14 protein-coding genes and 1 pseudogene are annotated in these 14,854 nt (G+C 41.4%); 8 read left to right on the forward strand and 7 right to left on the reverse strand.

Annotation, left to right across the window (positions count from 1 at the left end; all coding sequences use genetic code 11):
• The 5 genes from L652_RS0104785 to speD form a co-directional block, all read left to right on the forward strand.
• Window positions 1-269 (forward strand): arginine N-succinyltransferase (locus L652_RS0104785; protein WP_029770179.1); only part of this gene is annotated, 269 nt, incomplete at its 5' end.
• A 15-nt stretch (window positions 270-284) separates the two neighbouring features.
• Entirely contained in the window at window positions 285-1,754 is a 1,470-nt protein-coding gene (astD, locus tag L652_RS0104790; protein WP_024603338.1) for a succinylglutamate-semialdehyde dehydrogenase, read from the forward strand.
• Between the two features lie 132 nt (window positions 1,755-1,886).
• The gene (locus L652_RS0104795; protein ID WP_002958862.1) at window positions 1,887-2,234 is read left to right on the forward strand and encodes a DUF3802 family protein; all 348 of its coding nucleotides are present in this window, start codon (window positions 1,887-1,889) and stop codon (window positions 2,232-2,234) included.
• Between the two features lie 86 nt (window positions 2,235-2,320).
• The gene (locus L652_RS0104800; RefSeq protein WP_002958863.1) at window positions 2,321-2,734 is read left to right on the forward strand and encodes an OsmC family protein; all 414 of its coding nucleotides are present in this window, start codon (window positions 2,321-2,323) and stop codon (window positions 2,732-2,734) included.
• Window positions 2,735-2,822: 88 nt separating this feature from the next.
• Window positions 2,823-3,635 (forward strand): adenosylmethionine decarboxylase, encoded by an 813-nt coding sequence (gene speD / locus L652_RS0104805; RefSeq protein WP_024597058.1) that lies wholly within the window; start codon window positions 2,823-2,825, stop codon window positions 3,633-3,635.
• Between the two features lie 103 nt (window positions 3,636-3,738).
• On the opposite strand, the pseudogene L652_RS01000000123260 reads toward speD, so the two are convergent.
• Window positions 3,739-4,984: pseudogene (locus L652_RS01000000123260) on the reverse strand (HAAAP family serine/threonine permease).
• Window positions 4,985-5,429: 445 nt separating this feature from the next.
• Here L652_RS01000000123260 and L652_RS0104815 point away from each other — a divergent pair.
• Entirely contained in the window at window positions 5,430-6,227 is a 798-nt protein-coding gene (locus tag L652_RS0104815) for an alpha/beta hydrolase (protein ID WP_024597059.1), read from the forward strand.
• A gap of 231 nt (window positions 6,228-6,458) precedes the next feature.
• Complete coding sequence (locus tag L652_RS0104820; protein WP_024597060.1) at window positions 6,459-6,767, forward strand: hypothetical protein; 309 nt, start codon at window positions 6,459-6,461, stop codon at window positions 6,765-6,767.
• Window positions 6,768-6,878: 111 nt separating this feature from the next.
• Here L652_RS0104820 and cysQ read toward each other — a convergent pair whose 3' ends face one another.
• From cysQ to cysG, 6 genes are read right to left on the reverse strand one after another with little or no spacing between them, the layout of a single operon-like run.
• Window positions 6,879-7,649 (reverse strand): 3'(2'),5'-bisphosphate nucleotidase CysQ, encoded by a 771-nt coding sequence (gene cysQ / locus L652_RS0104825; protein ID WP_024603339.1) that lies wholly within the window; start codon window positions 7,647-7,649, stop codon window positions 6,879-6,881.
• A gap of 9 nt (window positions 7,650-7,658) precedes the next feature.
• The gene (cysC, locus tag L652_RS0104830; RefSeq protein WP_002958870.1) at window positions 7,659-8,252 is read right to left on the reverse strand and encodes an adenylyl-sulfate kinase; all 594 of its coding nucleotides are present in this window, start codon (window positions 8,250-8,252) and stop codon (window positions 7,659-7,661) included.
• Window positions 8,253-8,284: 32 nt separating this feature from the next.
• Complete coding sequence (locus tag L652_RS0104835) at window positions 8,285-10,009, reverse strand: SLC13 family permease (protein WP_024594969.1); 1,725 nt, start codon at window positions 10,007-10,009, stop codon at window positions 8,285-8,287.
• A gap of 31 nt (window positions 10,010-10,040) precedes the next feature.
• Window positions 10,041-11,465, reverse strand: a complete 1,425-nt coding sequence (cysN, locus tag L652_RS0104840) for a sulfate adenylyltransferase subunit CysN (RefSeq protein WP_024603340.1) — start codon at window positions 11,463-11,465, stop codon at window positions 10,041-10,043.
• A complete protein-coding gene (gene cysD / locus L652_RS0104845; protein WP_002958873.1) occupies window positions 11,465-12,364 on the reverse strand; it encodes a sulfate adenylyltransferase subunit CysD in 900 nt (299 codons plus the stop codon). The genes cysN and cysD overlap by 1 nt, the downstream gene beginning before the upstream one ends.
• A 49-nt stretch (window positions 12,365-12,413) precedes the next feature.
• On the reverse strand, window positions 12,414-13,841 hold the full coding sequence (cysG, locus tag L652_RS0104850; RefSeq protein ID WP_024603341.1) for a siroheme synthase CysG: 1,428 nt from the start codon (window positions 13,839-13,841) through the stop codon (window positions 12,414-12,416).
• Window positions 13,842-14,291: 450 nt separating this feature from the next.
• Here cysG and deoC point away from each other — a divergent pair.
• Window positions 14,292-14,854 (forward strand): deoxyribose-phosphate aldolase (gene deoC / locus L652_RS0104855; protein ID WP_024603342.1); only part of this gene is annotated, 563 nt, incomplete at its 3' end.

Genomic DNA, 14,854 nt, shown 5'->3' on the forward strand with positions numbered 1-14,854 from the left:
ACGTAGACATTTTTGACGGCGGCCCAACGGTTGAAGCAAAAGTAGATAACATTGCGACGATTCGTAATGCAAATAACTTTAACGTTGAAATTGGCGAAATGACTGGCGACACCATGGTGTTACTAGCTAACGAAAAGCTTGAAGATTTTAGAGCAACCGTTGCACCAATGACATTTGACGAGCGCGCAAAAAGCCTTATTTTATCGCAAGAAGTAGCAGATGCATTGCATTTGCAAACTGGCGATATTGTTAGTGCAACCACGATTTAATTTAGGAGAAAGTATATGACTCATCCTGCACAATTTATTAATGGTCAATGGTCACAAGGCCAAGGCACAGAATTTAATTCAGTAAACCCTGCAAATAACGACGTTATTTGGCAGGCATCATCAGCAACTGCGGCGCAAGTAGACACCGCAGTAAATGCAGCGCGCGAAGCGTTTTATGCATGGGCTGATAAAAGCTTTACTGAGCGTTTAGAAATAATTAAAGCATTCGCAGCGCAATTAAAAGAAAACAGCGAAGAGCTCGCTATTACTATCGCACAAGAAACAGGTAAGCCACTGTGGGAAACGCGCACAGAAGCGGGTGCTATGGTTGGTAAAATTGCCATTTCTGAAAAAGCATTTTTAGAGCGCACTGGCGACGTAGAAAACGCAATGCCACTTGGCCGCGCGATGATTCGTCATAAGCCACATGGGGTTGTAGCCGTATTTGGTCCGTATAACTTTCCGGGTCACTTACCTAATGGACACATTGTGCCAGCGCTTTTAGCAGGTAACACAGTGGTATTTAAACCGTCTGAACTGACTCCTAAAGTTGCCGAGCTTACGCTTAAACTGTGGGAAAAAGCAGGCTTACCAGCCGGTGTAATCAACCTCGTTCAAGGTGAAGTAGAAACGGGTAAAGCCCTTGCTGCTCACAAAGGGATTGATGGCTTGTTCTTTACGGGTTCTTCGCGTACTGGTCATATTTTACATGAACAGTTTGCGGGTCAACCGGGTAAAATTTTAGCGCTAGAAATGGGTGGTAATAATCCACTTATTATTACTGACGTTGAAGACACTAAAGCGGTTGTTCACGATATTATTCAATCAGCGTTTATCTCAAGCGGCCAGCGTTGTACATGTGCACGTAAACTGTTTTTACCTAAAGGTAGCAAAGGCGATGCAATTTTAGAGCGCCTTATCACTGCAACTAAAGCGATTAAAGTAGGTAACTACGATGATGCAGACCAGCCATTTATGGGCTCTATGATCTCATCAGCGGCAGCAGCGGGCATGGTTAAAGCGCAAAACGAGCTTGTTGAGCTTGGCGCTCAAGTATTAGTAGAGCTTGAGCACACAGCTAATACTGGCTTTGTAACACCAGGTATTATTGAGTGTACAAATATTAGTGACTTCCCAGATGAAGAGCATTTTGGACCACTTTTAAAAGTATTCCGCTTTGACGACTTTGACCAAGCCATTGATAAAGCAAACGATACAACCTTTGGTTTATCGGCTGGTTTATTAAGTGATAGTGCAGCAGATTACGACCATTTTTTACGTCGTATTCGCGCTGGTATTGTTAACTGGAACCGCCCAATTACTGGCGCGTCAAGCGCAGCACCATTTGGTGGTATTGGCGCATCGGGCAATCACAGAGCAAGCGCGTATTACGCAGCTGATTACTGTGCATACCCAGTTGCTTCAGTAGAGCTTGAAAAAGTAGCGATGCCAGCAACACTAAGCCCAGGCTTAAAAATAGATTAAGCAGTAATACTACTTAATCATTATAAAAGCAGCTTCGGCTGCTTTTTTTGTATTGCTATCGTACAAGGCTAGTAATTATCGACTCTTTCTGCTTAAATCAGCATAATTAAATATATTTAGGTGGTTCGCATAATGGTTTTAGATAGGCAAGGGTACGATGATTTGATCATGTATCTAACTCAAAATTTAGCATTGTTTGAGAAGCCAGGCGAAATAAAACCAGGCGCTCCAACAGTAATGGAATTAATCGAAGACGTCATTGCACAAAATGTAATGCTTATTTGCGAGCAGCACACAGACCTCAACACAGAGCAGCGTAGTCAAATTGTACGTGAAGTTGATGGCATAGTTTACGATTTAGAAGAAGTCCTCAGCAGCATCACCTCACAGCCTGTCACGGTTGAACAGCATGCCTTTATAGATGAATTTGCAGGTTTAGTGAAAAACCTCTTTGATAGCGCATTAGCACAACAATCTTAGCCATTTTATAGCCCTGCGTTGCATTTTCATTTGCAACTACGGCTAAGTTGCTTACAATCAAGAAAATATTTTTTTGAGATATAACAATGCAAGCAAATGTAAAATGGGTTGAAGGCGATACGTTTATTGGCCGTTCTAATTCTAACCACAATGTTGTGTTTGATGGCGGTAGCGATAGCGCAGCACCAAGCCCAATGGAAATGGTTTTAATGTCAGTTGGCTGTTGCTCATCAGTTGATGTGGTTAGTATTTTAAAAAAAGCTAAACAAGATTTTTCAGACGTACAAGTGCAACTCAGTGCAGAACGCGCCGAAACAGCACCGCGCGTGTTTACCAAAATCAACTTACACTTTGTTGTTAAAGGCAATAATGTGTCTGAAAAGCACCTTGCACGTGCAGTTTCACTCTCTGCTGAAAAGTATTGCTCGGTTGCATTAATGCTTGATAAAACAGTAGAAATTACGCATAGCCACGAAGTTGTGCAAGATCAAGCAAAATAACGCTTTTTCCACGAGGAAAATTCGTATAAAATCCGCGAACTTTTCATTCTGCAGGTGCAGAACCCACTAATTTATAGGTTGGTTTATTATGAACAAACCCTTCGATAAACTTAAACTTCATGGCTTTAACAATTTAACCAAAAGTTTAAGCTTTAGTATTTATGATATTTGTTACGCAAAGACCGAGCAACAACGTAAAGAATATATTGAATATATCGATGAGCAGTACAGTGCAGATAGACTAACCGATATTTTAGGTGAAGTTGTTGATATTATTGGTGCTAACATTTTAAATGTAGCGCGCCAAGATTATGAACCGCAAGGCGCAAGTGTAACTATTTTGGTTTCAGAAGAACCAGTAGAAGAGCAGCAAAATTACGATGCTGACGAAGCACCAGGCCCATTACCTGATTCAGTTGTTGCACACCTAGATAAAAGCCATATTTGTGTACACACATACCCAGAAGCTCACCCTGATGATGGTATTTGTACATTCCGTGCTGATATTGAAGTATCTACCTGTGGCATTATTTCGCCACTTAAAGCGTTAAACTTCTTAATTCATAGCCTTGAGTCAGACGTAGTAACAATAGACTACCGCGTTCGTGGTTTTACCCGCGACATAAACGGTGTTAAGCACTACATTGATCATGCTATTAGCTCGATTCAAAACTTCATGACAGAAGATACAAAAGAAGCGTACCAAATGATGGACGTAAACGTGTATCAAGAAAACCTGTTCCATACTAAAATGATGTTAAAAGAAACCGACTTAAATACCTATTTATTCGGCCTTTCTACTGATGAGTTATCGGATGAAGAAGAAGACGAGATCCGCTCTAAGCTGACTCGCGAAATGCAAGAAATATTCTATGGCCGTAACCTGCCAGATACAGAATAATAGCAACGAATTAAATTAAAAATGGCGCTCAGTGAGCGCCATTTTTTTATGCCTAAAAAAGCCCAGCTAATTAACTTAGCTGGGCTTTTGAATATATAGCGTATTAATTAATCATGCTGTAAATAAGTGCAAATACAGCAAGTGAGCCAACCGCTAATATAAATAGCGTGCTTAAACGGTTGCGGTATTTATGAAGTGCAGGCACTTTATAAACTGCAATCATTGGCATGATGAATAAAATCATCGCGATGATAGGGCCCGATAACTGATCCATCATGTCTAAAATACTTGGGTTTTTAACAGCGCAAAACCAAATAGCTAAAAACATAATTAACACACCAATTTTATCAGCCGCTTTTACGCTTAAGCTTGTTTGTTTAGTTACTAAACCCGTAAAGCTCTCACGTGCCCCTAAAAAGTGACCCAAAAACGACGATGTAATAGCAATAAAGGCAACAAGCGGCCCAAGTGTGGCAATAAACGAGTTATCAGTAATATTAGCAAGGTAGGATAAAACCGATACGTTAGCGGCTTTAGCCGCTGCCATTTGCTCGCCTGTAAGCGACAGCACGCAAGAGAACACAAATAACAGTACAAAGGTAATAAGTAGTAAGCTAGTGCGCTTTAAAATCGCCTCAGACTTATGTGTAGCTTGTTCACCGTAGTGACCGCGTTGCACGTTTACAAAGCTTGAGATAGCCGCTGCGTGGCTAAACGAAAACACAATAATAGGAATCGATAACCACAACGTTTTTCCAAAGCTGCCCATTTCAGGCAGTGTCATATCTGGCATTTGCCAGCTAGGGATTAAATAAAGTGATAAAAAGAACAATATACCCACAAGCGGATAAACTAAAATAGCAAAGGCACGCAGCATTAAGCGCTCTCCGCCCATCATTAAGCTAATCATACCTGCAACTAATACACCCGAAAGCAACACGCGAGAAGGTGATTCCATCCCCATTTGATTAACCATAAAGCTATCAACGGTATTGGTTAAGCCCACACCGTAAATAAGCAAAATTGGGAATATAGATAAAAAGTACAATAAAGAAATTAACCGCCCCGCAGTCACACCAAAGTGTTCTTCAACTACATCGGTAAAATCGGCATCTTTATTTTTTGATGAAAGTACAAAACGCGCTAATCCACGGTGTGCACAAAAGGTCATTGGAAATGCTAAGCATGCCAAAATAATTAACGGCCAAAAACCGCCANACGGCGGTACCAAAAAGGCTTAAAGTCCACTGCGTATCGTGCAGATTCCATTTAGAAGTGGGTGTGTTTGAAGGTGTGTGTGCACCTGTTGTTGATGCATTTGAAAGCGTTGCATCTTGAGATGTTGTCATGTGTGTGTTTATCCATTATTTAAATAATAATCGCGCGCAAGAATATAGTTTTTAGCTAAAAATTTCATGTTTTGAGAGGATTTGTAGACTAATTAATTAGACCAAATTGAAGGGTAAGTGTCATGAATACGAAACAGCGGTGTAAAAGTGAGCAAACCCTTAAGCGGCAGCACCACATTATAATTTTAAAGTAGGTTGATTAGAGCGCAGCGAAACCCAACACGCTATAGTGTCACGCGAGCAGCAAAGCCGAGGTAGGCGGTTTTCATAACGTAAAAATAGGGGAAGGTCATTTTTATTGGTTTTCATTTAAAAATCAGAATCTGCACCGAAAAGCTGTTAAGTAGAAGCCATTGATCTGAACTTCATAAGAGATTTTTATTAAACTCCGTTATACTTCCTGTAATTGAATATGCCAAACGAAGTAAATAGGCCACTAACTGCAATGAGCAAAGAGATTCTCTTCCATACTACTTTTGCGCACGAAACCAGTAAAACATGGGTTGTATTTGTCCATGGAGCAGGTGGTAGCTCGGCAATTTGGTTTCGTCAGCTTAAGGCCTATAAAAAAGAATATAATGTGTTGTTGCTAGATCTTCGTGGTCACGGTAAATCGAATAACTTAGTACAAAACTTTGTTGATAATAATTATTCATTTAATAATGTCTCTAGAGACATTATCGATGTGTTAGATCATAACAATATCACCAGCGCACACTTTGTTGGTATTTCATTGGGCACAATACTCATTCGAAATATTGCTGAAATTGCGCCGCAATATGTTTCTAGCATGGTGCTAGGTGGAGCGGTTACTCGTTTTAATACGCGCAGTAATACATTGGTTTATTTAGGTAATACTTTTAAACACTTCTTGCCTTATATGTGGCTGTATCGTTTATTTGCTTTTATTATGATGCCGAAAAAGCGCCATAAAGAATCTCGACTTTTGTTTGTTCGTGAAGCAAAACGCTTGTGCCAAAAAGAGTTTATAAAATGGTTTAAATTAGCCATGGACGTAAATCCTTTAATGCAATACTTCAAAGAAAAAGACATTGATATTCCCATTCTGTACATTATGGGTAAGGAAGATCATATGTTCCTTGGCCCTGTTAAAGAAATGGTAAAGCGCCATAAAAATAGCGTACTGCAAACTATTCACCATTGCGGCCATGTCTGCAATGTAGAACGTCCTGACTTATTCAATCAGCACTCGCTTGCTTTTATCGCCCAGCAAAATCGTTAGGGTTGTAGATAAATAGGGATAGGACTTTCTTTTTTGACTTACAAAACTTAAAAAAGATCTAAATGGGTTAACTTAAAAGGAATTTAAATTGGAAGCGTTAAGTACAGCTAAGCAAGTTATTGATATCTTTTCGGCTTTATTGCATACCAGCAGTGGAAGCTTAATGTTGATAAAGAGAAGCGTGAAAGTAACTCAAATAAACTGCATATTTATATAGTTGTTAAAAGGTTTTTGCGTAGCGTTGATATAAATCGTGTGGTCGATGATAAGTTATACGAAGAGCTTCAAGAGGCACTCGCCCTAGCTGATTTTTATTTTGACGGTATTGTGACCGATTGGTTATTTCAAGTAGACTCTGATGCATCAGCCTGGCTAAACTTAATGCAAATTAATTCATTACCTGGTACGCAAGAATCAAATCCCGAGTTTACTCGTAATCTAAGGGAAATTGAGGAGCTAATTGATAGTCTTCAAAAGTTTCATTGTGAGTTATTTGATGTATTTAAAGGTAGTGTGATGTACTTAAAACCTAGCAAGTAATAAATTAGGCATGTTTTTTCACCGTTTGCTAGACATCAACTGGTAACATCAAAGAGTTAAAGCTACCACTTGTCTTGCTGACAACTGATAGCTAACCACTAAAAACTACCCTTACTCTTCTATCGCACTCACAATAAAATACGGGTTTAAGTATTCATCTTTGGTGTTATAAATAAGCGGGCTGCCATCAAGTTGGGTCACTTTTGCACCGGCTATTTCGGCGATGGCGTGGCCTGCGCCTGTATCCCATTCACAAGTTGGGCCTAAGCGCGGGTAAATATCGGCGCTGCCCTCAGCGACTAAACACAGCTTTAGTGAGCTGCCTTTTGACACCATTTCAACCTCGTCAAAGCGTTTTACAAACTCGGCTAAATCGGGTGATGGGTGAGAGCGACTGCCTACAACTCGAATTAACCCTTTGTTAGGTTTGGTAGTTACCTTAAGCTCAATTCGCTCATCGCCTTTATCTTTAAATGCGCCAATGGCTTCGGCGGCTAAGTACGATACGCCAAGGGCAGGTGCATCTACTACGGCTAAAATAGGAATGCCGTTTTTAATTAGGGCGATGTTTACGGTAAATTCACCGTTCTTTTTGATAAATTCTTTAGTGCCGTCGATTGGGTCAACTAACCAGTAGCTTTTCCACGTTTGGCGTACATCCCAGCTTATGTCGGCGTTTTCTTCACTGAGTATTGGAATATCAGGTGTGAGCTGTTGAAGCCCTACCACAATCAGTTTATGAGCTGCTAAATCGGCGTCGGTTACGGGGCTTTCATCGGCTTTGTACTCAACGTTAAAATCCTTTTCGTAAATTCCCATTATCGCTTGGCCTGCTTTGCGGGCAAGGATGAGGGTTTCTTCTAGCAGTTCGGTTTGATTCATGGGGTTAACCTATATTATGTGCTTTTGTTTTAGATACGTTATCAGTTGTGTAACCGATTGGTCTAGGGTGTTTTTACTTGTATCTAAAATTATTTCTGGATTGTTTGGCACTTCGTAGCTTGAATCGATACCAGTGAAGTGTTTTATCTCTCCAGCGCGGGCTTTTTTGTATAAGCCTTTTGGATCGCGGCTTTCGCATACATCCAGTGGGGTATCGATAAATACTTCGATAAATTCGCCTTCGTCTACTAAGTTGCGCACCATGTCGCGTTCTGCTCTAAAAGGCGATATAAACGCAGTAAGTACTAACAAGCCAGCGTCGGTCATTAGTTTTGCGGTTTCGCCTACGCGGCGTATGTTTTCAATGCGGTCTTCGTCGCTAAAGCCTAGATCTTTACACAAACCGTGGCGTACGTTGTCGCCATCGAGCAGGTAAGTGTGCGTACCTTGCTGATTAAGCGCCGCTTCTAGTGCGTTTGCTACGGTGCTTTTGCCAGAGCCTGAAAAGCCGGTAAACCATAAAATAGCGGGCTTATGTTTTTTTTGCTCACTACGCTGTGCTTTTGTAGTTGCGTAGTTATGCCAAACTATATTTTCATCCATAGTGAGAGTCTCTTATGCTGTGAGCGCAGGTATTAAAACGGAAATACCAGCGGGATCAGGGTTAATACCGTGATTGAATAAATAATAGAAAGGGGTAAGCCCATCACTATGTAATCTTTTAAGCGATAGTTACCCGCGCTATAAACCATTAGGTTAGTTTGATACCCAAATGGCGATATAAAGCTGGCTGATGCGCCAAAGGCAACCGCCATAATAAACGGTAGTGGGTCTACATTAAAACCAACCGCGAGCGAGTAAGCAACAGGGAACGACAAGGCAGCTGCTGCGTTGTTAGTTATAAGCTCGGTAAATAATACGGTCATTAAAAATATAGCTATAAACGCGCCGTACGGGCCAAAATCCCCAAGTACCATAAACATGGCGTCGGATATTTGCCCGGCAAGTCCGGTGCCTATCATTAATTTAGCAAGGCCAATGGCGCTACCTACAACTACGAGTAACTCGATAGGAAAACGGCGTTTTACTTCGTTAAGTTTTATGGTGCCGCTGAGCATTAAGCCAATCAGTAATACTAATAAGCCTTTAACCAGCGGCACTATGCCAATAATGCTTAAACCCAGTACTGCGGCAAAGCTTAGTAGCACAATATTTGATTGCTTAGGTGCAAGGTGGGCTTGTAAGTCAAACCCTGAAATATACACAAATTCGCGCTTTAAATTAGGCAAAGTGTAAAAGTTTTTGCCTGGTGCGAGTATAAGTGAGTCGCCAGCTTGTAATTGCACTTGCCCAAGGCCGCCCTGTAAGCGGTCGTGTCCACGGCGAATAGCAATAACAGCAGCATGAAACTGCTCTCTAAAGCGGGCTTCTTTTACGGTTTTACCAATAAATTTTGAAGATTGACTTACAACTACTTCTACTAAGTGTTCTATGTCTTTTTGATGATTCTCGTGCACTACTTTTAAACCGTCGAAACGGGTAAGTAATGGCACCGATTTTATATCACCTACAAACAGCAGCACGTCGTCTTTTTGAATAACTTGCTGTGGAGTGACTGCGCAAATGCGGCTCCCGTCGCGAATAATTTCAGCAAGGAATAAGTCTTTTAAATCACGTAGGCCGTTTTCTTCTACGGTTTGGCCTATTAATTTTGAGCTTGCTTGTACTTTACCTTCTAGGTAAAAAGGCACGACTTCTTGGTCGCTTTTACCGTTGTCGGGTAAGTATTTAAGCATTACTAAAATGGTAATTAGGCCTACGCTTAGCGCGCCTAAACCTACTAAGGTAAAGTCAAAAAAGCCCAGCGGTTCCATGCCCGCATCTACTGCAAAGCCATTAACGATTAAGTTGGTTGATGTACCAATAAGCGTAATAGTGCCGCCCAAAATAGCAGTGTACGACAGCGGTAATAATAGCTTTGAAGGGGAGTGATTAGGATTGTCTTTTATCGCTGTAATAAGCGATGCAACAACGGCGGTATTGTTAGTAAACGACGATAAAAAGGCGGTTGATAACCCCAATTTTGTTACCGATTTTACTAAACTACCTTTAGATAGCGATTGCGCTAACTTTTGAATTAGGGTGGTTTTTTCTATTGCGGTCGACACTAACACCAATAGTACTAAAGTGATAAGCGACGGGTTAGCGTAGTTAACTAACATACTTTCAAGATCGATTAGCCCTGCTAAGTAGCTGGTGCCAATAGCGCTTACAAATAACCATGCTGGATTAATACGGGTGCCAAAAAGGCACCCGACTAAGGTAAGCATAATGCCTGTTAAAACGAGCTGTTCTACCATGCTTTTAAATTCCTAACAGGCTAAAGTTAACTTATAACTTAGAAATATCAAGCGCTTGCCAATGCGGGAAGTGCTTGCGTACTAAGCTGTTAAATTCAACTTCAAATTCGCTAAAGTTACTTTGCTTTGTTTGGCTTTGCAGTACTTGCTCAATCATACCGGCAGCAACAGTTAGGTTTGATAAGCGATCGATTAGGATAAACGAGCCTGTTTCGTGATTGCTGTGGTACTCGTCTGCCAAAATAGTTTCGGTTAGTTCAAGCGTTACAATCGCAATTTCGTTTAGCTGTAATGAGTCGCTAGTACCGTGCTCAAGCGTGTTTACATCAATTGTGTAGTCAATCTTTTTAACAATAGCTGAGGTGTTTTTGCTACCAAGTTTTAGGTTATAGCTTTTACCTAACACTAATGGCGATTCATGCATCCACACAATTTTAGCTTGCAGCTGGTTAGTAACAGCGGCCGTTGAGTTTGCAGGCACGATTACATCACCTCGGCTAATATCAATCTCGTTATTTAGGGTAACGGTAATTGCTTGGCCTGCTTCGGCGCTGTCCAAGTTGCCATCAAAGGTAACAATTTCTTTAATGCTTGATGTTTTACCCGACGGTAATACTTTTATAGCATCGCCTACGTGCATCTTGCCCGATGTCAGTGTGCCCTGAAAACCACGGAAGTTTAAGTTAGGACGCACGACATATTGCACCGGTAGGCGCGCTTCAAAGCCTGTATCTGTTTCGGCTGCTGGCGAATCTTCTAGTAACTCTAGTAGCGGCTTGTCGGTGTAATACGGTGTATGTGCAGAGCGTGTTACTATGTTGTCGCCTTTAAGCGCTGACATAGGCACAAACTTAATGTTTGATACGTTAAGTTGCTCAGCAAATTTAAGGTAATCGGCCTTAATTTTTTCATACACGGTTTCGTCAAAATCAACGATATCCATTTTATTAACGGCAACAACAAACTGCTTAATGCCCAGCGAGTCACAAATAAAGCTATGGCGCTTAGTTTGTACTTGTACGCCGTAACGCGCATCAACCAAAATAATGGCGACATCGCTTGTTGATGCACCAGTTACCATGTTGCGCGTGTATTGCTCGTGCCCAGGCGTGTCGGCAATAATAAATTTACGCTTAGCCGTTGAAAAGTAACGGTACGCTACGTCAATCGTAATGCCTTGTTCACGCTCAGCTTGTAGGCCATCAACTAATAAAGCAAGGTCAAGATCTTCACCTGCATTACCTACTTTTTCGTTATCTTTATGAAGGGCTGCTAGCTGATCTTCATAAATTTGGTGGCTGTCGTGCAGTAGGCGGCCAATCAGTGTTGATTTACCGTCATCTACGCTGCCACAAGTAAGCATGCGTAATAAGCTTTTGTCTTGTTGGCGTGCTAGGTAGGCGTCTATGCCTATTTCTTTTACTTCGTTAAATGTATCGTTATTTTGGCTAGACATTAAAAATACCCCTCACGTTTTTTCTTCTCCATTGAGCCGGCTGAATCATGGTCAATAACACGACCTTCACGTTCAGATGACGTAGATAGCAGCATTTCTTCGATGATTTCGGTTAAAGTACTGGCTGTTGATTCAACTGCACCGGTAAGTGGGTAGCAGCCTAATGTACGAAAACGTACAGATTTCATTTGCGGTACTTCACCTTCATTAAGAGGCATACGCTCATCGTCAACCATAATCAAAGTACCGTCGCGCTCAACTACTGGGCGATCTTTAGCTAGGTACAATGGCACCATTTCGATGTTTTCTTGATAAATGTATTGCCAAATATCAAGCTCAGTCCAGTTAGATAATGGGAAAACACGAATGCTCTCACCCGGATTAACTTGGCTGTTGTAGGTATTCCAAAGCTCTGGGCGTTGGTTTTTAGGGTCCCAACGGTGGTGTTTGTCGCGGAACGAATAAACACGCTCCTTTGCGCGTGACTTTTCTTCGTCGCGGCGTGCGCCACCAAATGCAGCATCAAAGCCGTATTTATCTAGCGCTTGTTTTAAGCCTTGGGTTTTCATTATGTCGGTATGTTTACCCGAGCCATGCGTAAACGGGCCTACACCCATTTCAATGCCTTCTGGATTTTTGTGTACCAGTAGATCAAAGCCATATTCTTTAGCTATACGGTCGCGAAACTCTATCATTTCACGAAACTTCCAGTTGGTGTCTACGTGTAATAACGGAAACGGAATTTTTGCAGGGTAAAATGCTTTACGCGCTAAGTGCAAAAGTACCGACGAATCTTTACCAATAGAGTAAAGCATTACTGGGTTCTCAAACTCAGCGGCGACTTCGCGCATGATTTTGATACTTTCAGCTTCAAGTTGCTGAAGGTGAGTTAAAGCCATTGTTAGTCGTCCTACTAAAATGATTAAAAGTTACAAATTTAAAATTCGGTTATGTATTTGATACATCTGTTAGCGGCTGTGCAAAGCTGCTTGTTTGCTCGTTTTTCCCAAACCACGCTAGTTGCGAGTGCAGGGCGGCTACTTCGCCAATAATGAGTAGTGCAGGCGATATAATGCTGTTGCGTTCAATTAAGTCGGCAAGTTCGCCTAATTGGCCTGTTACTACACGCTGATTTTTACGTGTACCGTTTTCGATAATGGCAACAGGGGTGTCGGCTTTGCGGCCATGTTTTAAAAGCTCGCTTTGTATGTGCGGCGATTTAATTACGCCCATGTAAATAGCCAGCGTTTGATTTGCTTTTGCCAGCGATTGCCAATCAAGTTCTTGACCGTCTTTTTTACAGTGGCCAGTTACAAATTGAATGGCTTGTGCATGGTCACGATGCGTTAGCGGAATACCCGCGTAAGCACTACAACCTGCAGCGGCTGTAATACCTGGTACAATTTGATAATTTACGTTGTTAGCAGCCAGTACTTGTACTTCTTCGCCACCACGGCCATAAATAAACGGGTCACCACCTTTAATGCGGCACACTTTTTTGCCTTGTTTAGCAAGGTCGACCAGCATTTGGTTGGTATCTTCTTGAACAACACTATGATCGCCTAAGCGTTTACCTACACAAATAAGGTCAGCATCACGGCGCACTAATTCCATAATTTCGTCAGAGACTAAAAAGTCATAAACGACGACGTCGGCTTGTTGCATAAGTTGCAGTGCTTTAAGTGTTAAAAGCTCTGGATCGCCAGGACCTGCACCTACTACATATACTTCGCCTTCAGGTTCTGCTTTCGCATCGAGCATTTGCTCTAGTTGCTGCTGTGCGGCTTGGGTATCGCCGGTTTGTACTTTACTCACGACAGATGAGTCGAACACGCCTTCCCAAAATTGGCGGCGGTCTGAAAAATGCTTAAAGCGTTTTTTTACTTTGTCTCTAAAGCCACCGACAAGTGTTGCAAGTGGGCCAATATGATGTGGAATAAGTGTTTCGAGCTTTTCGCGTAAGCGACGTGCAAGTACGGGCGCTGTGCCAGCACTTGATATAGCAATCGTAATTGGGTCACGGTCAACAATGGATGGGAATATAAACGTACATTTAGGTTGGTCATCAACCACGTTTACAAACACATTGCGGGCATTGGCAAGTTCAAATACGTTGTTGTTTACTTCATCGCGGTCGGTTGCTGCAATAACAAGCATTTTGCCATCAAGGTGCGATTCATCAAAATAAGCATCAATAAGCGTTACTTCATTATTATGTGCATGCTCTTTTAGTTCGTCGCAAAACCAAGGTGCTACTAAAGTAACGCTTGCTCTCGCTTTTAAAAACGCGCGACATTTGCGTAAAGCGACCTCTCCACCGCCAACAACCAATACTGGTTTGTTGTCGAGTTTGGTAAAGATAGGTAAATACTGCACGTTAATAAGACCCCTAAACAAATTCAAATATAAGAAAACGCTTTATTCTGATATGCAGAATATAGCGGCTATCAATAAGTAAAAAATAATTAAAACCAAGTTGATATAACCAAAAGTTATAATAGGTGGGCTTTTTAGGCCTAAGAGCTAGTTAACAAGGGATTGCGCCGAGTTACAAGTAAAATAACCAGCTTATAGTGTTTGGTTATGAGCTATAGCGAGTTTGGTTTAATTTGTTAATATGGAGGCATATCAAATTTTGTACTTATACCAATTGCATTAAATTAGTGATCTATTATAGCGACGAGAAAATAGCTCAATAACAAGGCTAAAATTATGATACATAGTTGTTCTATATAAATAGTTTTTAACCTAGTTAGTGCGTTATTTAATACGCTAAAATGATCATGTTTTTAATAAAATTGGTATTACATAAGCAACGGAGCTCTAATGACACAACACCAAAAAGATGCCGCATTAGCAGTCGCACTGATGGATTTAACAAGCTTAAACACCAGCGATACCACCAAAAGCATTCAAGCACTTGTTGATAGCATAAATCCTACCTTAGGCACGCCTGCCGCTGTATGTGTTTATAGCGATTTTGTTGATGATGCAAAAATAGCACTCGCAGCGCGTGAGCTTAACCATGTTAAAGTCGCAACAGTTACTAACTTTCCAACAGGTGATGCACCACTGAGTGATGTAATTAACGAAACACTTATTGCAATAGAGCGCGGCGCTGACGAAATTGATTTGGTTATTCCTTATAAAAAGTTAATCGCGGGCGATGCTCAAACTGTAGTTAACTATGTAAGCGAAAGTAAAAAAGCATGTGGGTCGCGCGCGCAACTTAAAGTAATAATAGAAAGCGGCGAGCTAAAAACCGACGCGCTTATTACTCAAGCCACGGAGCTTGCAATTGAAGGCGGTGCTGATTTTGTAAAAACCAGTACGGGTAAAGTAGCTGTAAATGCCACGCTTGAATCAACAAAAACTATGCTAACAGCCAT

Origin of the sequence: Pseudoalteromonas sp. TB25 (genome assembly GCF_000497995.1) — a bacterium.
Taxonomy (GTDB): domain Bacteria; phylum Pseudomonadota; class Gammaproteobacteria; order Enterobacterales; family Alteromonadaceae; genus Pseudoalteromonas; species Pseudoalteromonas distincta.